Origin of the sequence: uncultured Roseovarius sp. (assembly GCF_947259555.1) — a bacterium.
Lineage (GTDB): Bacteria > Pseudomonadota > Alphaproteobacteria > Rhodobacterales > Rhodobacteraceae > Roseovarius.
Map to the genome: position 1 here is coordinate 1 of NZ_CAMYMD010000036.1, position 18688 is coordinate 18688.

20 protein-coding genes and 1 pseudogene are annotated in these 18688 nt (G+C 64.0%); 11 read left to right on the forward strand and 10 right to left on the reverse strand.

Features of this window, described 5'->3' with window-relative positions:
- Positions 1-220 (forward strand): annotated as a pseudogene (locus tag Q0X85_RS06550) (hypothetical protein); the annotation flags it as partial.
- A gap of 243 nt (positions 221-463) precedes the next feature.
- On the opposite strand, the gene Q0X85_RS06555 reads toward Q0X85_RS06550, so the two are convergent.
- Together Q0X85_RS06555 and Q0X85_RS06560 are read right to left on the reverse strand one after the other, a co-directional pair.
- Positions 464-823 (reverse strand): hypothetical protein, encoded by a 360-nt coding sequence (locus Q0X85_RS06555; protein ID WP_297770606.1) that lies wholly within the window; start codon positions 821-823, stop codon positions 464-466.
- A 35-nt stretch (positions 824-858) separates the two neighbouring features.
- Positions 859-1578 (reverse strand): DUF599 domain-containing protein, encoded by a 720-nt coding sequence (locus Q0X85_RS06560; RefSeq protein ID WP_297770609.1) that lies wholly within the window; start codon positions 1576-1578, stop codon positions 859-861.
- Positions 1579-1661: 83 nt separating this feature from the next.
- Between Q0X85_RS06560 and Q0X85_RS06565 the strand changes: the two genes are divergently transcribed.
- The 6 genes from Q0X85_RS06565 (at position 1662) to Q0X85_RS06590 (ending at position 7941) form a co-directional block, all read left to right on the forward strand.
- Positions 1662-3095 (forward strand): FAD-linked oxidase C-terminal domain-containing protein, encoded by a 1434-nt coding sequence (locus tag Q0X85_RS06565; RefSeq protein WP_297770612.1) that lies wholly within the window; start codon positions 1662-1664, stop codon positions 3093-3095.
- Positions 3096-3156: 61 nt separating this feature from the next.
- Entirely contained in the window at positions 3157-4329 is a 1173-nt protein-coding gene (gene glcE, locus Q0X85_RS06570) for a glycolate oxidase subunit GlcE (RefSeq protein ID WP_297770615.1), read from the forward strand.
- The gene (glcF, locus tag Q0X85_RS06575) at positions 4326-5648 is read left to right on the forward strand and encodes a glycolate oxidase subunit GlcF (protein ID WP_297770617.1); all 1323 of its coding nucleotides are present in this window, start codon (positions 4326-4328) and stop codon (positions 5646-5648) included. The genes glcE and glcF overlap by 4 nt, the downstream gene beginning before the upstream one ends.
- A gap of 64 nt (positions 5649-5712) precedes the next feature.
- A complete protein-coding gene (locus Q0X85_RS06580) occupies positions 5713-6516 on the forward strand; it encodes a trypsin-like serine protease (RefSeq protein WP_297770619.1) in 804 nt (267 codons plus the stop codon).
- Positions 6513-7334: a serine protease gene (locus tag Q0X85_RS06585; RefSeq protein WP_297770622.1), complete on the forward strand. Its 822-nt coding sequence runs from the start codon at positions 6513-6515 to the stop codon at positions 7332-7334. The genes Q0X85_RS06580 and Q0X85_RS06585 overlap by 4 nt, the downstream gene beginning before the upstream one ends.
- A 139-nt stretch (positions 7335-7473) precedes the next feature.
- A complete protein-coding gene (locus tag Q0X85_RS06590) occupies positions 7474-7941 on the forward strand; it encodes an Hsp20 family protein (RefSeq protein ID WP_297770625.1) in 468 nt (155 codons plus the stop codon).
- A 62-nt stretch (positions 7942-8003) separates the two neighbouring features.
- Here the strand turns inward: Q0X85_RS06590 and Q0X85_RS06595 are convergent, their stop codons facing one another.
- Both Q0X85_RS06595 and Q0X85_RS06600 read right to left on the reverse strand, forming a co-directional pair.
- Positions 8004-9242: an META domain-containing protein gene (locus tag Q0X85_RS06595; RefSeq protein ID WP_297770628.1), complete on the reverse strand. Its 1239-nt coding sequence runs from the start codon at positions 9240-9242 to the stop codon at positions 8004-8006.
- A 73-nt stretch (positions 9243-9315) separates the two neighbouring features.
- On the reverse strand, positions 9316-10782 hold the full coding sequence (locus Q0X85_RS06600; protein ID WP_297770631.1) for an NAD-dependent succinate-semialdehyde dehydrogenase: 1467 nt from the start codon (positions 10780-10782) through the stop codon (positions 9316-9318).
- A gap of 90 nt (positions 10783-10872) precedes the next feature.
- Between Q0X85_RS06600 and Q0X85_RS06605 the strand changes: the two genes are divergently transcribed.
- Positions 10873-11661, forward strand: coding sequence for an alpha/beta hydrolase (locus Q0X85_RS06605; protein ID WP_297770634.1), 789 nt, complete (start codon positions 10873-10875; stop codon positions 11659-11661).
- Positions 11662-11673: 12 nt separating this feature from the next.
- Here the strand turns inward: Q0X85_RS06605 and Q0X85_RS06610 are convergent, their stop codons facing one another.
- Complete coding sequence (locus tag Q0X85_RS06610; RefSeq protein WP_297770635.1) at positions 11674-12429, reverse strand: class II aldolase and adducin N-terminal domain-containing protein; 756 nt, start codon at positions 12427-12429, stop codon at positions 11674-11676.
- Complete coding sequence (locus Q0X85_RS06615; RefSeq protein ID WP_297770707.1) at positions 12426-12869, reverse strand: glyoxalase; 444 nt, start codon at positions 12867-12869, stop codon at positions 12426-12428. Before Q0X85_RS06615 ends, Q0X85_RS06610 begins: the two co-directional genes overlap by 4 nt.
- An 85-nt stretch (positions 12870-12954) precedes the next feature.
- Here Q0X85_RS06615 and Q0X85_RS06620 point away from each other — a divergent pair, with 85 nt between their 5' ends.
- Both Q0X85_RS06620 and Q0X85_RS06625 read left to right on the forward strand, forming a co-directional pair.
- A complete protein-coding gene (locus Q0X85_RS06620) occupies positions 12955-14439 on the forward strand; it encodes an AMP nucleosidase (RefSeq protein WP_297770638.1) in 1485 nt (494 codons plus the stop codon).
- Positions 14440-14571: 132 nt separating this feature from the next.
- Positions 14572-14859, forward strand: coding sequence for an HU family DNA-binding protein (locus Q0X85_RS06625; protein WP_297770641.1), 288 nt, complete (start codon positions 14572-14574; stop codon positions 14857-14859).
- A 53-nt stretch (positions 14860-14912) separates the two neighbouring features.
- Here the strand turns inward: Q0X85_RS06625 and Q0X85_RS06630 are convergent, their stop codons facing one another.
- The 4 genes from Q0X85_RS06630 to Q0X85_RS06645 are packed head-to-tail and all read right to left on the reverse strand — an operon-like array spanning position 14913 to position 18263.
- The gene (locus tag Q0X85_RS06630) at positions 14913-15461 is read right to left on the reverse strand and encodes a hypothetical protein (protein WP_297770644.1); all 549 of its coding nucleotides are present in this window, start codon (positions 15459-15461) and stop codon (positions 14913-14915) included.
- Positions 15458-16564, reverse strand: a complete 1107-nt coding sequence (locus Q0X85_RS06635) for an exo-alpha-sialidase (RefSeq protein WP_297770710.1) — start codon at positions 16562-16564, stop codon at positions 15458-15460. The genes Q0X85_RS06630 and Q0X85_RS06635 overlap by 4 nt, the downstream gene beginning before the upstream one ends.
- A 10-nt stretch (positions 16565-16574) precedes the next feature.
- On the reverse strand, positions 16575-17558 hold the full coding sequence (locus Q0X85_RS06640; protein ID WP_297770647.1) for an NAD(P)H-quinone oxidoreductase: 984 nt from the start codon (positions 17556-17558) through the stop codon (positions 16575-16577).
- A 15-nt stretch (positions 17559-17573) separates the two neighbouring features.
- Positions 17574-18263, reverse strand: coding sequence for a COQ9 family protein (locus Q0X85_RS06645; protein WP_297770650.1), 690 nt, complete (start codon positions 18261-18263; stop codon positions 17574-17576).
- Between the two features lie 104 nt (positions 18264-18367).
- Between Q0X85_RS06645 and rpsU the strand changes: the two genes are divergently transcribed.
- Positions 18368-18574 carry a 30S ribosomal protein S21 gene (gene rpsU, locus Q0X85_RS06650; RefSeq protein ID WP_008207378.1) on the forward strand — a complete coding sequence of 69 codons (207 nt, stop codon included), beginning with the start codon at positions 18368-18370 and terminating at the stop codon, positions 18572-18574.
- Positions 18575-18688 lie beyond the last annotated feature (114 nt).

Genomic DNA, 18688 nt, shown 5'->3' on the forward strand with positions numbered 1-18688 from the left:
CACCAATGGCGGCGTGCGGGCGATGGCCGACGGGGTGCAGCGCATCCGCGAGGTGCGCGAAGGCCGCCCCGCCGCCGGTCGCGGCTGGATCGGGATCACCCCGCGCGGCGCGTATGAGACGATGAGCGTGAGCCAGATGGCGTTGCTGCCGCCGTGGCTGGTGCTTTTGCTGGTCTCGGGTCTGATTCTAGCAGGCTGGCTGCGCGAGGGGCGTAGGTAGGGGGCGGAGGGTTGGCCTGGATGGGACCTTGGCAGTGAGCCGCGCATCGACGGGCCGCGGCGCGGCGATCCAACGCGTGTTCGGCAGAACTTTATCCCTGCCCCGCCAGTAAAACATCCACGCGATGCTCAGGTTGCAGCCAAATCGCCGTGCCGTCGGGTCGGCCCGTCGATGCGCGGCGGTCTTCGACCGCGTATCGCGCGGGTGCTTTGACCCAAGGTCCGCTCCAGGACAAAACCTGCCTCAGGGCTCCAACTCCACCCGCACCGGCTCTTCGCTCCAGCCATCGACCGAGCAATGCGCCTTGATGAAGACTTCCCGCGTGCCGTCCGGGATCTGAAGATTGTTGAGCGAGCGCGTGAACGGCTGCTCGTTCACATGTGGATGATGCAAAACCCGATATCCGAGGCGATTGCCATCGGCGTCCAGCACGTCCCAGCCATCGGCATAATGGTCCCAGCCGGTATCGGGATGCTCGAGCGTGACATCCACGCGCCACGACATCCCCGATTTCTCGACATTCACGTCGAGAACCTTGGGTTCATCGGCAGTCGCCGGGAGTGCCAGAATACAGGTGAAGATAGCAAATAGTGTGTGTTTCATGCGCTGATCATAAACCATAATCACGCAAAACACACTCACGTCTGTGTGTGATCGCCCGACATATCAGGCCGCATCAGCGCCGCTCTTGATTGCGAGGCGAACTCGCGGCGTAGCAGAACCAGACAGGTCACGCCTGCCGCCATCAGGAGCGGCACCGGCCCCAACAGCCACGCCGTCGTCGCAAGCGCGAAATAGATCGCGCGAAGCCCACGGTTAAAGCCACGCGCTGCCGTTATGTTGATCTCCGCCGCCTTGGCCGCGCGCGGGGCAGCGGCTGGATGTTCGGGATCATTCGGCACTGCGGCCATCACCACGGCGCAGTAGCCAAAAAGCCGGTTTGACCAGACGAATTTCAGAAACGCATTGGTCAGAAATATGAGAATGACCGCGATCTTGACCTCCCAGACAATGACCGGCTCTCTGCCCGGGGTCAGGTCGCCGGCGATACCGATGACCTGCTCCAGATCACCCAGCATCGCCATGGCACCGCCAATCGCGATCAGCGAGGCAGACGCAAAGAATGCCGTGCCCTGCCGCAGGCTCGCAAGCAGCTGCGCATCGAAAATACGTGCCTCCCGCCCGATCATCTGCACCATCCATTCGCGCCGGTACCGCGCCATCAGCACCGAGACCGAGGGACGCGACAGGGGCGCCTTGTCAATCGCCAGACCTGTCAGCAGCCAGCCCCCGATCAGCAGGGCAAGAGCCGCGCCATCCAACGGCGTGAAATGCGAGAGTTGATCGATCCCTGTCATTGCGTCAGGCTATCTCCGGCAGGTTTGACTTGCCAGATGCAAAAATTGGTTATATTTTATTACCAATACTAGAGGATCATGTCATGGAAATGCCCGTCCCCCGGCCAGACATCTTGGCCCGCAAGGCAGAACTGATCGATCGACTGCATGAGGTGCTGCCCGATGATGCAATTATCTCGGACCCCGCCGAGACGCGTGCCTATGAATGCGATGCGCTCACCGCCTACAAATGTCCGCCCTTGACGGTCATTCTTCCGGGATCGACCGAAGAGGTCGCGGCGGCCTTGCGCATTTGCCATGAGATGGGTGTGCCCGTGGTGCCGCGCGGCGCCGGCACATCGCTGGCAGGCGGCGCCCTGCCGACCGCCGACTGTGTGATTCTGGGCGTCTCCCGTCTGGGTGAGGTTCTGGAAACCGATTATGACAATCGCTTTATCCGGGTGCAGACCGGACGCACCAACCTGAGCGTGACCGGCGCTGTCGAGGAACACGGCTTCTTTTACGCCCCCGACCCGTCGAGCCAGCTCGCCTGCGCCATCGCGGGCAACATCGCGATGAATTCGGGCGGGGCGCATTGCCTGAAATACGGCGTCACCACCAACAACCTGATGGGCGTCAGGATGGTGCTGATGGATGGCACCGTGGTTGAACTGGGCGGCGCCCATCTCGACGCCGAGGGGCTGGATCTTCTGGGGCTCATCTGCGGCTCGGAGGGGCAATTGGGTGTCGTCACCGAGGCCACCCTGCGCATCCTGCGCAAACCCGAAGGCGCCCGCCCGGTGCTGATCGGCTATGACAGCAACGAGGTCGCCGGCGCCTGCGTCAGCGACATCATCAAGGCGGGCGTGCTGCCGGTGGCGATCGAATTCATGGATCGTCCCTGTATCGAGGCGACCGAGGATTTCGCCCAGGCGGGCTATCCGATGTGCGAGGCATTGCTGATCGTCGAGGTCGAGGGATCGGATGCCGAGATCGACGAACAGCTGGCCCTGATCGAGGAGATTGCCCGCAAGCACGATCCGGTGGAACTGCGCCAAAGCAGGTCGTCCGAGGAAAGCGCCGCGATCTGGCTGGGCCGCAAATCCGCCTTCGGCGCGATGGGGCAGATCAATGATTACATGTGCCTCGACGGCACCATCCCGGTCAGCCAATTGCCGCATGTGCTGAAACGAATCGGCGAGCTGTCGGCACAGTACGGTCTGGGCGTGGCCAATGTGTTTCACGCAGGCGACGGCAACATGCACCCGCTGATCCTGTTCGATGCGAACAAACCCGGCGATCTGGAACTGTGCGAGGAATTGGGATCGGAGATCCTCAAGCTCTGCGTCGAAGTGGGCGGCTGCCTGACCGGCGAACACGGCGTCGGGATCGAAAAACGCGACCTGATGGCGCATCAATACGCGCCGCAGGACCTTGAGGCGCAAATGGCGGTCAAGGATGTGTTCGATCCGAAATGGTTGCTCAACCCCGCCAAGGTTTTTCCGCTCGCGTCATCCGACGCGCGGCGTGTAGCCTGACGACCCATGCCGGGGGCCTTGCCCCCGGACCCCCAGGATATTTTCAGCCAGAAGAAGCAGCATGACACCAGACACCGAGGCGGAACTGGCCGAGATCATCAAGACCGCGGACGGCCCCCTGCGAATCGAGGGGGGCGGCACGCGGCCAATTGGACGGGCCTCGAACGGCACGCGCCTGAGTACGGCCGCGCTGACGGGGATAGAGCTCTACGAGCCGGGCGCGTTGACGCTTGTGGCCCGCGCGGGCACCCCTTTGGCCGAAATCGAGACCGCGCTCGAGGCCGAAGGCCAAAGGCTGGCGTTCGAGCCGATGGACCATCGCGCCCTGATGGGAACGCAGGGCACACCGACCATCGGCGGCGTGGTGGCCGCGAATGTGAGCGGTCCCCGCCGCATTCAGGCCGGGGCGTGCCGGGATTTCCTGCTGGGCGTGCGGTTTGTCGACGGGCGCGGGCAGATCATAAAGAATGGCGGTCGGGTGATGAAGAACGTCACCGGCTATGATCTCGTCAAGCTGATGGCCGGCAGCTACGGCACGCTCGGCGTCTTGACGGAGGTGGCGCTTAAAGTGCTGCCAAAGCCGCGGTCGACGGGCGTCCTGCGTCTCGAAGGTCTGACCGATGAGCAAGCCGTCACCGCACTCTGCCGGTCGCTCGCCTCGCCGTATGAAGTGACCGGTGCCGCACATCTGCAATCCGGCGAGAACGCCGCGCCGGTCACGATGATCCGGCTGGAGGGCTTCGAGAATTCCGTGGTTTACCGCGCCGGAGAGCTGCAATCGCTGCTTGCGGATTTCGGCGCATTCACGCTGGACACGGACCCCGAAAAAACTGCGGCGGCCTGGACGCATATCCGCGACGTGGGGCCCTTTCAGGGGCGCACGGGCGATGTCTGGCGGCTTTCCGTGAAACCAACCGATGCGCCGGGGGTGGTGGCCGATCTACCGGGCGCCGAGGCGTTTTATGATTGGGGTGGTGGCTTGATCTGGCTCCTGGTCCCGGACGGCGCGGGCCTGAATGCCCGCAAGATCAGAGCCGCGGTCGGCGCGCGCGGCGGCCATGCCACGCTGATCCGCGGCGACCGGGCGCAGGGCGCATTCAATCCCCAGCCCGAACCGATCGCCGCCTTGCAGGAGGGGCTGCGCCGCAAGTTCGACCCGAGGCAGATTCTCAATCCCGGTCTGATGACTGCGGCAGAGCCTCTTGTGACTGGCGGAACAAGCGAGGACTCATGAAAACAGAATTCACCGCCGAACAGCTCGAAGATCCCAAGATCGCGCGCGCCAACCAGATCCTGCGCTCTTGCGTGCATTGCGGGTTCTGCACCGCCACCTGCCCCACCTATCAGGTGCTGGGCGATGAGCTCGATAGCCCGCGCGGGCGCATCTACCTCATCAAGGACATGCTGGAGAATGACCGCGACCCGGATGAAAAGACGGTCAAGCATATCGACCGCTGCCTGTCGTGTCTCGCCTGCATGACGACCTGTCCCTCGGGCGTGCATTACATGCATCTGGTGGATCAGGCCCGCGAATATATCGAGGAGCGCTACAAACGGCCCTTGGGCGACCGCGCCCTGCGTTGGATATTGGCGCGCATCCTGCCCTATCCGATGCGGTTTCGCGTGGCGCTTCTGGGGGCCAAGATCGGGCGGCCCTTGGCGCCGCTGATGCCCGATGCCCGGCTGCGCGCGATGCTGGAGATGGCCCCGAAACAGGTGCCGCCCGTCAGCCGCAATGACGATCCGCAGACCTTTGCACCGCAAGGCGCGCGCAAGAAGCGCGTGGCACTGATGACGGGCTGTGCGCAGCGCGCGCTCAACACCGATATCAACGACGCCACCATTCGCCTGCTCACCCGGTTGGGCTGCGAGGTGGTGGTGGCCGAGGGCGCCGGCTGCTGCGGCGCGCTTACCCATCACATGGGCAAGACCGCAGAGAGCCACGCAACGGCGGCGAAAAATATCCGCGCATGGGCGCGCGAGATGGACGAGGGCGGGCTCGATGCCATCGTCATCAACACCTCCGGCTGCGGCACCACGGTCAAGGATTACGGGCATATGTTCCGGCATGAGCCGCTTGCCGATGATGCGGCGCGCGTCAGTGCCATCGCGATGGACGTGAGCGAGCTTCTGATGCAGCTTGACCTGCCCGACGGGTCCGACAAGGACATGACGATCGCCTATCACGCCGCCTGCTCGCTGCAACACGGGCAAAAGATCAAGACCTATCCCAAGGATCTGCTCAAGCGTGCCGGCTACGATGTCGTCGAACCGGCGGATGCCCATCTGTGCTGTGGTTCGGCAGGGACCTACAACCTGATGCAGCCGAAGATTTCCAAGCAGTTGAAAGACCGCAAGGTGCGCACGCTGGAGGCCAGATCGCCCGATGTCATCGCCGCCGGGAATATCGGCTGCATGATGCAGATCGGCTCTGGCACCGGCATTCCGGTGGTGCATACGGTGGAATTGCTGGACTGGGCCACTGGCGGCCCGAAACCGCCCGCAATGACGCGCGCGGCGGGCGGCACGAGCGAGGTTCCGATATTGCGGTAGATGGTCATAATCTGGCCCAAAACGCTTGGTAGCTGACAAGCGAATATAATTGGCCGGAGACCTCATGCTGCGCATAGTGATTATCGGATTGATGTTAGGCCTCGCCGGAGCTGCCGCAGCGCAGGACAGCAGGCTGGAGCGGCTCGATATGGGCGACGAGGCCCGCCAGTGGGAGGCCGTGGGCCGGCTCGAACTGGGCGGGCGCGGTTTCTGCACCGGCTCGCTTGTGGCGCCCGATCTTGTGCTGACGGCCGCGCATTGTCTGTTCGACAAGAGCACCGGCGCGCGCGTCGACCCCGCGCGCATCGAATTCATGGCAGGCTGGCGCAACGGGCGTGCCGCCGCCTATCGCTCGATCAGGCGCGCGGTGACGCATCCCGATTACGATTTCGAGACGGATGTGACCGCCGACCGCGTGCGAAATGACGTGGCCCTGCTCGAGCTGCATCACCCGATCAACAATACACGGATCACTCCGTTCGAGACGGATGAACGCCCGCGCAAGGGCCAGAAGATCGGCGTGGTCAGCTATGCCAAGGACCGCTCCGAGGCGCCGTCGCTCCAGAACATATGCGAGGTTCTGGCGCGGCAAAGCGGCGTGCTGGTGATGTCCTGCGATGTGAATTTCGGGTCCAGCGGCGCGCCGGTCTTCAGTTTCGAGGGTGGCGTGCCGCGCATCGTCTCGGTGATTTCGGCCATGGCCGAGGTCGAAGGGCGCAAGGTCTCGCTGGGGACACGCCTGACAGATCCGATGCGCGTCCTGCAAACCGCGCTCGACGACGGAGAGGGCGTGTTTCAAGAGGCCGCCCCCAAGATGTTCACATCCGGTCAGCGACGCGACACCGGCGCAAAATTTGCCAAGCCATGAATGTGCGGCGCGCGCTTTCGGCGGGGCTCGCCCTGATCCTGCTCTGCGCGCCCGCCGCGATGGCCCAGACCAGCAGCCTGATCCGCCTGACAGATCGTGACGACCTCTTCGGATGGGAGGCTGTTGGCCGGGTAGAGCTGGGGCGCGGGGGCTACTGCACCGGCGTGTTGATCGCCCCCGATCAGGTCCTGACAGCGGCGCATTGCGTGTATGACAAGGCCAATCGCGGCATCCCCGCCGATGCGATCCGGTTTCGCGCCGGGCTGCGCGACGGGGTGGTTATCTCAGAGGCGGCGATCACACGATATGCGGTGGCCCAAGGCTATGATCCGCAGGGCGGGATGCGCCGGGACAATGTACGGCGCGACGTGGCGCTCTTGCAGTTGACCCAGCCGATCCCGAGCGCGCAGGCCGCACCGTTCCGGCTCTTCGGCACTCCGCAACCCGGTCAGCGGGTCAGCGTGGTCTCTTATGGCAGGCACCGTGACAAGGCGCCATCATGGCAGCGCGATTGCGGCCTGTTGTGGCGTGCCAAGGGGGTCATGGGCTTTGACTGCGCGGTGATCAACGGCTCGTCGGGGGCCCCGGTCTTTGCCCGTGACGGCGGGCGGGCGCGCATCCTGTCCCTTGTCAGCGGCGGGAAATGGCACGAGGACGAGCGCCGCGCCTATGGCATGGACCTGCCCGATCTGGTGGCCCGTCTCAAGCAGGATCTGCGCGGCATGGCGACCGCTCCAACAGCCGCCAACCCCGGCTTTCGGCGGGTGCAGGTCGGCGGCGAGCGCAAGAGCTCGGGTGCCAAATTCGCACGCCCCTGAACGCACCCGACGTCTCTTGAAACCCTCGCGCTTTATTCCCACATCTCCACTGTCCAGGTGCCGCATGACGGGCCGGACATGATGGCCTGTCCCCGTCGGGGAAGGCGTAACCAAGGTATCGCTCAAAGGAGGATAACCCATGCATAATTTCGATCTCGCACCGCTCTATCGTGCAACCGTCGGCTTTGACCAAGTTGCCGATCTGCTGGATCGGGTGATGGCCAGCGACGCGCCACAACCGACCTACCCCCCCTACAACATCGAAAAGACCGACGATGACGCTTACCGCATCACAATCGCGGTGGCGGGCTTTGCCGCCAATGATCTGAACGTCGAAGTAAAAGACGGCGCGCTGATCGTGTCGGCCCGCAAAAGCGAAGAGGACGAAGGCCGCACCTACCTGCATCGCGGCATCGCGACCCGCGCGTTCGAGCGTCGGTTCCAACTGGCGGACCATGTCCGTGTGACCGGGGCGGCCCACGCCGACGGCATGCTGCATATCGACCTGATGCGCGAAGTGCCCGAGGCGCTCAAGCCACGCCAGATCACCATTGCCAGCGGCGAAGATGTACACAAGGATGTGCTGGACGCCGAAAAGGTGAACTAAGGCACATTACCAGCAGTGCGTATCGCGCCCGGCCAGACCAATTGGGCCGGGCGTTCGCAATATCAGGGCCGGGCGACCTCGATCATCACCCGGTTGTCCGGCCCGCCAATCAGCAACAGCGCGCCATCCTCTGCGATATCAAATCGCACCACCTGCTCCAAAGCGTCGATCATGCGCCGCTCTTGCTCCATCAAAGGCTCGGGGCAGGCCATCATCGTGCTCCCCATCGCCCCGAATTGCAGACCCTCGCCAGTCAGCGTGTAATCCCCGACCAGCCGATTGCATCCGGTGCTTCCCGCCACCCGGCCCGGCGCGATGAAATTCAGCGACAGCCGGTCAGGCTCGATCAATTCGGGCTCGCCAATGGCGCGCACCTGCCAGACCGGCCCGGTCAGCAAATCCTCCGGAGAGCCGCCACAGCCGCGCAACTCCCGCTCACCAAGCCGAAGGGTGGCCGCATCCGGATGCGGCATGCCGGTTGCGTCGTCACGACAGATCCCTTCGCGGATCGTCAGACGCGCATCGGCCTTGGGCATGTCAAAGACATAAGAGCCGGGCAAAACCTGCACATCAGGACGGGTCACGCTATGGGTGATCTCGCCGTAATCGGCAGAAATCTCTGCGGTCTCGGCATTCAGCATCACCATCCAACCGGGCTCGTTTCCGCCCGCGCGATAGGGCTGTTCGCGGGGTGGCGGGACCTCTCTACACTCCGGCAAATCGCGGCCCTCAAGCCGGATCATGGCGCTGTCGCCTTTCATCCAGACCTCGGTATCGCGATCTTTTGTCCCCTGATAGCGCGCGCCCGAGGCCGACACGACCGGCTCGAGCGGGATGTCGCGGCCTTCGGCGCGCAACACCGCCTCCTTGTTGAAAACGCCGACAGAGACGGTGATGTCTCCGCACGTGAACTCTGTCGCAAAGGCAAGAGGCGTTACCGGTTCCAGAATGAGCGTGCCCATATCGACCGGTGCGTCGCCCGCCCCAAAAGCCAGATCACGCAGCACCCATCGCGGCTGACCATGCACCCGAATCACCGCACTGACCCGTCCCGACAGGTCCGACGGAACGTTCATGGAAAAACCCAGGGGCACTTGCTTGCCATCGGCATTGATCGTGGTTTCGCCCAGCATAGAGCCAAACCGCCCCTCGGCCACGACCAAGGCACGGGCATCCGGCGGCAGGGCAATCCGCTGCATATAGCCGAGCGTGCCCGACACCTGTCGCGTTGTATCCTGCGCCTGAACCGCAATGACCGGAAACAAGGCCAACATACTGGCCAAAAGGATCGAGCGGGGCATCGCGGGCCTCCTGTGCAACAACGGCTGACGGTACTCTAGCGCCTGCTCTGCCCTCGGTCGAGTACCGCTTTCGTCAGACGCTCATGCAGATGTACTTCATTTCGAGGAACTCTTCGATGCCGTGATGGCTGCCCTCACGGCCCAGACCTGATTGCTTGACCCCGCCAAACGGCGCCACCTCGGTCGAGATGATGCCGGTATTCACCCCGACAATCCCGTATTCGAGCGCCTCGGCCACCTTGTAGACGCGGCTCAGATCCTTGGCATAAAAGTAGCACGCAAGCCCGAAGATCGTATCGTTCGCCAACCCGATCACCTCGTCCTCGTCCTCGAACTTGAACAGCGGCGCGAGCGGGCCGAATGTCTCTTCGGTCGCAAAGGCCATGTCCCGGGTCGCGCCGGTGATGATGGTCGGCGGCAGGAACAGACCATCGGCATCCTCGGCCCCGCCAAGGATCACCGTGCCGCCCTTGGTCGTGGCGTCGGCCACATGTTCGCGCACCTTGTCGAGCGCGCCTGCATTGATGAGCGGACCGAGCGCCGTGCCTTCCTCAAGCCCATCCCCGACCTTGAGCTTGGTCACCGCCTCCTTCAGCTTGGCGGCGAACGCGTCATAGACGCCCGCTTGCACGTAGATCCGGTTGGCACAAACGCAGGTCTGCCCGTTATTGCGAAACTTGCACAGGATCGCACCCTCGACGGCGGCATCAAGATCGGCATCGTCAAACACGATGAAGGGCGCGTTGCCGCCCAGCTCCATCGAGCATTTCATCACGCTGTCGGCGGCCTGCCGCAACAGGATACGCCCCACTTCGGTCGAGCCGGTAAAGGTGATCTTGCGCACCGCCGGATTCTCGCAAAATTCCTTGCCGACTTCTGATGCGCGCGACGAAGGAACGATGTTGAAGACCCCCGCCGGGATACCGGCGCGCTCGGCCAAAAGCCCCATGACCGTCGCCGAAAGCGGGGTTTCCGCCGCCGGACGCCCGACAAAGGCACAGCCCGCCGCCAGCGCCGGTGCGGCCTTGCGGGTGATCATCGCAGTCGGGAAATTCCACGGCGTGACCGACGCGACAACGCCGATCGGCTGCTTGATGACGGTGATCCGCTTGTCACGCTGATGGCCGGGTATGGTTTCGCCATAGATGCGCTTGGCTTCTTCGCCAAAGAACTCGATGAACGACGCACCATAGGCAATCTCGCCCTTGGCCTCGGCCAGCGGCTTGCCCTGCTCCGCGGTCAGGATCACGCCGAGATCGTGCTGGTTCTCCATCATCAGATCAAAGAACCGGCGCAGCACGGCGGCACGTTCCTTGCCGGTCCATGTCGCCCACTCCTTCTGCGCCGCCTCGGCGCTTGCGATGGCGCGGGCGACCTGCGCCCGGCTCAGATCGGCCACATTGGCGATCACATCACCGCGCGCCGGGTTCTTCACTTCAAAGGTGCCATTGTCACCATCGACCCATTCACCCCCGATATAGGCCCGCTCGCACAGCAGGCTCGGATCATTGAGCATGGATTTCAGATCGGTCTTGGTCATGGCGCTCCCCTCTCGGCATGTCTTTTCAACTCGCAAAGGCAAAGCAGCTTGGGCTAGGAATGTCTAGGGCCAGATAGAGGAGATCACGCCGTGGAACTGGACGATGCCTATGCCAATGTGCCCCATATTCCGGGCGGCGCGCAGTACCCGGCGCGCTGGACGGTGGCCGCAGCAGCGTTTCGCGAGCGGCTGACCGCCGAGCGCCGCGCCGAGATCGGACTGCGCTATGGCGAGAGCCCAAGACAAGTGTTCGATCTCTTTCACCCCAAGGGGACCGCGCGGGGTCTGTGTCTCTTCGTGCATGGCGGCTACTGGCTGCGGTTCGACCGGTCCTACTGGTCGCATCTGGCCGCCGGTCCGCTGGCACGCGGCTGGTCTGTTGCAATGCCGTCATACGATCTGTGCCCCGAGGTCCGCATCGCCGACATCACCCGCCAGATCGCCACGGCGATCACGGCCGCGGCGGCCCGCACCGAGGGGCCTATCGCCTTGGCCGGCCATTCGGCAGGCGGGCATCTGGTGGCGCGCATGGCGGTCCCCGGCACGCTGCCGGGCGACGTGGCAGCGCGGCTCACGCATGTCATGCCGATCTCGCCGGTGTCGGATTTGCGGCCCCTGATGCAGACCACGATGAACGCCCAGTTCGGCCTCGATCTCTCCGCGGCAAAGGCCGAAAGCCCGGTCTTGATGCGGCCCTTGCCCGTGCCGGTGACGATATGGGTCGGGGCCGAAGAGCGACCCGTCTTTCTCGATCAGGCCCGCTGGCTGGCCGAGGCGTGGGGCGCCCGGCACGAGGTGGCACAGGGCAGACATCATTTCGACGTGATCGAGCCGCTCGCCGACCCCGAAAGCCGTTTGATCACGCAGCTTCTGGGGTAAGCCCGGCACATGTCATTGCGCGTAGTCAGAGCCCTCGGCATCCAGGATGGCCTTGAGTTCCGACAGGTGCCGATCGGCCTGCCCGGGATATTCCTCCAATTCGCGCGCGGTCTTTTCGGCCACCGCATCCGACAGCACGCGCAGCGGCTGCCCGGTCTGGAGCGCACGGATATAGGTCTCTGCCGCCCGCTCGAAATAGTATAGCCGGTTAAACGTATCGGCCACCGTATCGCCAATCACCATGACACCGTGGTTGCCCATGATCATGACCTTCTGTTTCGGGTCCGTCAGCAGCCGGGCACAGCGCACGCCCTCATCTTCAAACGCAAGCCCGCCATATCCCTCATCGACGACAAGGCGATTGTAGAACGTGGCACAGTTCTGATCTATCGGAGGCAGGCGACTATCAGCAAGGCAGGCCAGTACCGTCGCGTGAATCGAATGCACATGCATCGCACAGCGCGCATGGGCGCAATGCCGGTGCAGCCCGCCATGCAGCCCCCAGGCTGTGGGGTCGGGGGCGTCGGGGCCCTCCAGCGTCTCGGGGTCGTTGGCATCCACCACGATCAGGTCACTGGCGCGAATACGGGCAAAATGCATCTGGTTGGGGTTCATCAAAAACCGGGTGCCATCCTCGTTGATCGACAGGCTGAAGTGATTGGCCACCGCCTCGTGCATATTCAGCCGCGCGGTCCAGCGGAACGCGGCGGCAAGGTCCACCCGCTCCTGCCAATGCTCCATGTTGGGTTTGAGGGATGTCACGCTCATATCGCTGTCCTTTCATCATCGGTGAGGGGCCGCGAGGCGACCCAGGCATAGCCGTTTTCGCACAGGATGCAGCATTCCCGCAGCCCGTGCGGCTTGTTGGTAGGCGCCTGCAGGATCATCCCGCCCGCATCTTCGGCGCGCGCGGCGGCGTCATCCGGGTCGCTGTCGAACATGTGCAATGACGCGCCCGCGCCGCGCGGCGGGCTCTCGGGCACAAGGCCAAGCAGCGGGTGGCTGCCATAGGTGTGATCGGCATGCAGCTGGATCAGGTGGCCGTGATAGGCGATGATCGCGAAATCGTCGTTGACGCGATGCGGCACCGCGCCGAAGACGCCGCTGAGGAATGCCGCCTCCGCGCGCACGTCGCGCACAAGGATGTTGAGGCCAAAGCCCCGCAGACTTGCCCCGAACTCCTCGGGGGTGACGGTTTCATAATCCATGATGCGCCTCGCTTTCGCGGGCAGCTTGATCGCGCCGGTGGCCCGTGTCAACGTAAGGCCCAAAGCCCGATGACAGGACGCGTGCATGACCCTTGCCAACCCGAACGCCCCGCTCCTCCCCCCCGACCTGCCGGGACCGGAGGCGTTCACCGATGCGCGCGCGGCGCTGGACCGGCTCTGCCTGCTCTACGAGAGCGGCACGCGGTTCCTGTGCGACGCCTTCGCGCGGGCAATCGCGGGCGACATCCCGGCGCGGCGGGTGCGCGCGTTCTACCCCGAGATCCGGCTCACCACGACCACCTATGCCAAGATCGACAGCCGGCTCAGCTTTGGCCATGTCTCCTATCCCGGCACCTATGCCGCGACGATCTCGCGGCCCGATCTGTTTCGCGCCTATCTCGAACAGCAGATCGGGCTTTTGATCGAAAACCACGGCGTGCCGGTCTCGATCGGCGTCTCAGACACGCCGATGCCGGTGCATTTCGCGGTGGCCAATGATGCTGCGCTGACCGTGCCGCAGGAGGGCGCGGCGGAGTTTACCTTACGCGATTATTTCGACGTGCCGGACCTGTCGACCACCAATGACGACATCGTCAACGGCACATGGGAACGGGGGGCGGATGGGACGGCCCCCTTGGCGCCGTTCACCGCGCAGCGGGTGGATTACTCATTGGCGCGGCTGGCGCATTACACCGCGACCGACCCGGAGCATTTCCAGAATTACGTGCTCTTCACCAACTACCAGTTCTACGTCTCGGAGTTCGAGGCCTTCGCGCGGCGGATGCTGGCCGATGGGGCAAGCGGCTACACCGCCTTTGTCAGCACCGGCAACGCCGAGATCACCACGTCCGACGGTGAGCTGCCGATGCCCGCCCGGCTGCCGCAGATGCCCACCTATCACCTCAAACGCGCCGACGGGTCGGGGATCACGCTGGTCAATATCGGGGTGGGGCCGTCGAATGCCAAGACCGCGACCGATCATATCGCGGTGCTGCGTCCGCATGCCTGGGTGATGGTCGGGCATTGCGCGGGGCTGCGCAATTCGCAGTCGCTGGGCGATTTCGTGCTGGCGCATGCGTATTTGCGCGAGGATCGCGTGCTCGATGCCGATCTGCCCGCCTGGGTGCCGATCCCGGCGCTGGCGGAAATCCAGATCGCCCTGCAAGAGGCGGTGGCGGAAGAGACCCAGCTTGACGGGTTCGACCTCAAGCGGGTGATGCGCACCGGCACCGTGGCCAGCGTCGACAACCGCAACTGGGAGTTGCGCGACCAGTCCGGTCCGGTGCAGCGCCTGAGCCAGTCGCGGGCCATCGCGCTCGACATGGAAAGCGCGACGATCGCGGCCAACGGGTTTCGCTTCCGGGTGCCGTATGGCACATTGCTTTGCGTCTCCGACAAACCCCTTCAGGGCGAGTTGAAGCTGCCCGGCATGGCCTCGGATTTCTACAAATCCCAGGTTTCACGGCACCTGATGATCGGGATTCGCGCGATGGAATCATTGCGCCAGATGCCGCTCTCACGCATCCACAGCCGCAAATTACGCTCTTTCGAGGAGACGGCGTTCCTTTGACCCTACGGAAATCCGCACAAAATCCGCCAAAAACGCTTGCTTTTGCCCACCAGACATTGTGTTTAACCACATCATAGCGTTAAATTCCGCTCATGAGGCCCAAGAGACGGGCAGTTGCAAGGAGACCATAAAATGGCAAAACCCATGACCAAGACCCAACTCGTCGCCGCTCTGGCCGAGGAAATGGGCAGTGACAAGAAAACCGCAAGCGGCGCGCTGGATTCCGTGATCGCGATCATCACCCGCGAAGTGTCCGGCGGCGGTGCCGTGACCCTGCCCGGCGTTGGCAAGATCTACTGCCGCGAGCGCCCCGAGCGCATGGTGCGCAACCCCGCCACTGGCGAGCAGATGAAGAAAGAGGCCGACAAGGTGGTCAAGGTGACCATCGCCAAGGCACTCAAGGACAGCGTCAACGGCTGAGCCGGTTGCGGCCGCCCGGCACGGGCGGCCCATTCCATTCCGGTGTCGTGCTGTCACAACAGTCCGACCAGCACGGTAACGAGCAAGACCGGCACAAGCATCGCATGCAGCAGATGGTCAAACCAATTGCTGCTGCCCCACCCCGCAAGCCACGTCGCTTGCGCCAGGACTGCCAGCACCGGCAGAAACAGCCCCCCCGACAGAATGCCATACGCACAGACCGCGAGCACCATGCCTCCAACCGGGACAGGCGCATATCCCAGCCTGTAAAGGTCGATGCGCAGCACCCCCGCGGCAGAGGCGAGGAACGCCAGATAGGCCACGAGAAACACCACCAGTTCCATCATGTGAAACGCGCGGATCGGCAGACCGAGGTCGCCCGCAACGTCGCGCAGCGCCAGAGCGGGCAGCCCCAGACCCACCGGCGACAAGAGCGCCATTGCACCCCGCACAAACCGCGACCGGCAAAAGACGAGCGTGAACACGGCAAGCACACCACCCGTAGCCAGCGCGGTGCCCGGCTCGACAACCAACCCGGCCATGGCAAAGCCCGCCCATCCCGCAATGACGGCCAATCCCAGCCAGTCAAGTCGCCCCATCATCGGCCCGTCACCCAGGCCGCATTGAAAATATGCGCGGTGATCCCCTGTTTGCCGCCAGTGGAATAGCTCAGCACGATATCTTCACCCACGCGGCGCAGCATCGGATAACGCAAGCTGCCCTTGCCGTCGAACCGGTGCAACGGGCGCCAGGTTTCCCCCTCATCCTCCGACAGGGACAGGATCATCGCGTCGGGCTCCAGGGGATCGGTGTTCGCAGCCATCAGCACGCGCCCCTGTCCCAACCCGAGCGCGGCAACAGGGGCGCTCGGATTGGGGAGGTCAGTGCGTTGCGCCTGCGACCATCTGCGCCCGCCATCCTTTGTATGACTGAGCCAGAGCACGTCGCTGCGATCAAAATCACGCAGAAACGCTATGGCGCGGGCCCGGTCCAGAGGGACGATCATCGGCTGTATCACCTTGGCCCCCTGCGCCGATATACGCCGCTGATCGCGCACCCGGCCCCTTGAGTCAAACCGCACCAGCGCGCCATAGGTCGTCCCCATCTCGAAATAGGCAGGCAAGCCATGGCTGCCGTCCTCATAGGCGACCATCGGCGATTTCACGAGGTACGAGCGGTTGAGCAGCGGCGACAGGTTCAGCTTGCGCGCATGGCGCGGCCCCTCCGGCCCCATCGCCACATCGGCAATCGCCGCCATCGCCCATCCGCCGACCGACACCGCCGTGGTGTAAAGATGCCCCGCCCGGCCCTCATTCTCGATGGTGTTGCCAAGGGTAACAACCAGTTGCCCCGGCTCAAAGGCGCGCGCCAGCCACGCGCGGGTCACAACCGGCGCGGGGTCACTGACCCGCCAGCCCTCCGCCTGCCTCGTCCCCTCGACCCCGTAGATATCCACATCCGGCTGCGCCTCGGCAGAGCCTTGAAACCAGAGCACGGCAAAGCCGCCCTCGCGCGCGACAATCGCCGGCGCATGGGCCTGCCCGTCGGGCACGGTATAATCAAGAACGGTCTCAAACCGCGCAGGTCCCGCCACAGGCAGCGGCGCGGGCAGGGCAAAGCGCCACTCCAGCGGCGCATCGCGCCGCATCGCCACCACGCTCAGGCACAGGCTCAGCGCGGCGAGGGCCAGAATGACGAGGGGCACGAGGCCCAAATCAGCCGACCTTCAGGACGATCTTGCCAATATGGCCGCTCGATTCCATCCGCGCATGCGCCGCCGCCGCATCGGATAGCGGAAACTCGGAATCCATCACCGGCGCAACCTTTCCCGCCTCCAGCAGGGGCCAGACATGCGCACGCAGCGCTTCGGCAATCCGCGCCTTGGCCAAGTCGCTCTGCGGGCGCAGGGTGCTGCCGGTGATCGTCAGCCGCCGCATCATCACCTGCGCGAAATTCAGTTCCACCTTGGGCCCCTGCAAAAAGGCGATCTGCACCAGCCGCCCGTCATCGGCCAGCGCCTTGACGTTGCGCGGCAGGTACTCACCACCCACCATGTCAAGGATCAGGTCAGCGCCGCCTTCGGCCTTCAAAACCTCGACGAAATCCTCCTCGCGGTAATTTATGGCCCGTTCTGCCCCCAGTTTGACACAGGTCTCGCATTTCTCCACCGATCCGGCGGTGGTAAAGACACGCGCGCCAAATGCGTGCGCCAGTTGAATGGCCGTGGTGCCGATGCCCGACGATCCACCATGCACCAGAAACCGCTCGCCCCCCTTGAGGCCGCCGCGCTCAAAGACATTCGACCAGACGGTGAAAAACGTCTCGGGCAGGCAGGCCGCTTCGCGCAGGCCCATGCCCCCCGGAACGGGCAGGCAATGTGCGGCGGGCGTGGCCACGTAGTCTGCATAGCCGCCACCGGGCAGCAGGGCGCAAACCTGATCGCCAATGGCCCAATCGCCGACACCCTCGCCAAGCGCCACGATCTCGCCCGCGCCTTCCAGCCCCGGCAAATCGCTCGCCGTGGGCGGTGGCGCATACATCCCCGCACGCTGCAACGCGTCAGGCCGGTTGACCCCGGCATAGGCGAGCCGGATCACCACCTCACCGGCGCGCGGCGCCGGAACAGGCCGCGTAGTGGCTTGCAACACCTCCGGCCCGCCTGCCTCGGTGATTTCAACGGCCTGCATCATAGTGGTCATCGGATCTTCCTTGTGTCAGTTAGAGCGGCCCCAGCGCCCCGGCATACCGGTCTGTTGGCCGGATTTCGGTGCACGGATACGGGTCATGAAGCTCAACGGCCCCGCCATCAGCCCGGATACCAGACGGTTGTCACGCGCCTTGGCCTTCACTTTCTCGATTTGCATCACGTCTTCGATGCGCCGGTCGAGAAACTCCCATGTGCGCGCAGAGCCCTCACTGTCATCGCCCAGCCAGTACAGGACCGTCGAGCCATAGACACCCGAGAGCGTCGCCCGCTTGGTGTACCAGTTCACATCGTCCGAGGTATCGCCAAGCGCGGTCCAGACATGATCGGCGGTCTGCCACAGCGCGCGCGCCCCATCGGCGGCATAGGGCGGCAGCGAAAAGAGCGTCATGCCGCGCCGCACCAACTCACGATCCTCGACCGCCTCCAGCCGCGCGCGCACAGCAAACGCCACCCGGTCGCGAAAGCGCATCGCGCTCAGGTCGGCCTCTTCCAGCCGCTTGAGCATGGCCGCATCACCCTCGTCATGATAGGCCAGCGCCAGATCGACCGCGCCGCGCGGGCACACCGCCGTGACCAGACCGGGCGTAATATCGGCGTCCTTGGCGGCCAGCCTCAAGGTGGTTTCACTCCATCCGTCAAACGGAACATGCGGCTTGGCGGCCTCCAGCAGACGGCGCATCAGATCGGTTTGGGGCATCGGTTTTCCTCTCTGCGACGCACCCTAGACAAATCCGGGGCGCTTTGCTATACGAACGCTTCCTGCAATCTTGCAACTTTAACTTAGGAAGGTGGTGACACCACATGCAGGTTAGTGTTCGCGACAACAATGTCGATCAGGCGCTCCGCGCCCTGAAGAAAAAACTGCAGCGCGAAGGCGTTTTCCGCGAAATGAAGCTCAAGCAACATTTCGAGAAACCGTCCGAGAAGAAAGCGCGCGAGAAGGCCGAAGCGATTCGCCGTGCCCGTAAACTGGCACGTAAGAAAGCGCAGCGCGAAGGCATGCTCTAAAAGCTTTACCCGCGGTTTTTTGCGGCACGATTTGACGACCCCCGGGCATCCGCTTCGGGGGTTTGTCGTTTTTGAGGGCGTCGTCAGGGGGCCTTGCCCCCGTCGCCCCAAGGG

Coding starts and splice junctions, on each gene's coding strand:
- Q0X85_RS06580 (WP_297770619.1), top strand. CDS start 5,713: ATGCTGCGCATAGTGATTATCGGATTGATGTTAGGCCTCGCCGGAGCT.
- Q0X85_RS06565 (WP_297770612.1), top strand. CDS start 1,662: ATGGAAATGCCCGTCCCCCGGCCAGACATCTTGGCCCGCAAGGCAGAA.
- Q0X85_RS06620 (WP_297770638.1), top strand. CDS start 12,955: ATGACCCTTGCCAACCCGAACGCCCCGCTCCTCCCCCCCGACCTGCCG.
- Q0X85_RS06630 (WP_297770644.1), bottom strand. CDS start 15,461: ATGATGGGGCGACTTGACTGGCTGGGATTGGCCGTCATTGCGGGATGG.
- Q0X85_RS06600 (WP_297770631.1), bottom strand. CDS start 10,782: ATGACCAAGACCGATCTGAAATCCATGCTCAATGATCCGAGCCTGCTG.
- Q0X85_RS06645 (WP_297770650.1), bottom strand. CDS start 18,263: ATGCCCCAAACCGATCTGATGCGCCGTCTGCTGGAGGCCGCCAAGCCG.
- Q0X85_RS06625 (WP_297770641.1), top strand. CDS start 14,572: ATGGCAAAACCCATGACCAAGACCCAACTCGTCGCCGCTCTGGCCGAG.
- glcF (WP_297770617.1), top strand. CDS start 4,326: ATGAAAACAGAATTCACCGCCGAACAGCTCGAAGATCCCAAGATCGCG.
- rpsU (WP_008207378.1), top strand. CDS start 18,368: ATGCAGGTTAGTGTTCGCGACAACAATGTCGATCAGGCGCTCCGCGCC.
- Q0X85_RS06640 (WP_297770647.1), bottom strand. CDS start 17,558: ATGACCACTATGATGCAGGCCGTTGAAATCACCGAGGCAGGCGGGCCG.
- Q0X85_RS06610 (WP_297770635.1), bottom strand. CDS start 12,429: ATGAGCGTGACATCCCTCAAACCCAACATGGAGCATTGGCAGGAGCGG.
- glcE (WP_297770615.1), top strand. CDS start 3,157: ATGACACCAGACACCGAGGCGGAACTGGCCGAGATCATCAAGACCGCG.
- Q0X85_RS06590 (WP_297770625.1), top strand. CDS start 7,474: ATGCATAATTTCGATCTCGCACCGCTCTATCGTGCAACCGTCGGCTTT.
- Q0X85_RS06585 (WP_297770622.1), top strand. CDS start 6,513: ATGAATGTGCGGCGCGCGCTTTCGGCGGGGCTCGCCCTGATCCTGCTC.
- Q0X85_RS06595 (WP_297770628.1), bottom strand. CDS start 9,242: ATGCCCCGCTCGATCCTTTTGGCCAGTATGTTGGCCTTGTTTCCGGTC.
- Q0X85_RS06555 (WP_297770606.1), bottom strand. CDS start 823: ATGAAACACACACTATTTGCTATCTTCACCTGTATTCTGGCACTCCCG.
- Q0X85_RS06560 (WP_297770609.1), bottom strand. CDS start 1,578: ATGACAGGGATCGATCAACTCTCGCATTTCACGCCGTTGGATGGCGCG.
- Q0X85_RS06615 (WP_297770707.1), bottom strand. CDS start 12,869: ATGGATTATGAAACCGTCACCCCCGAGGAGTTCGGGGCAAGTCTGCGG.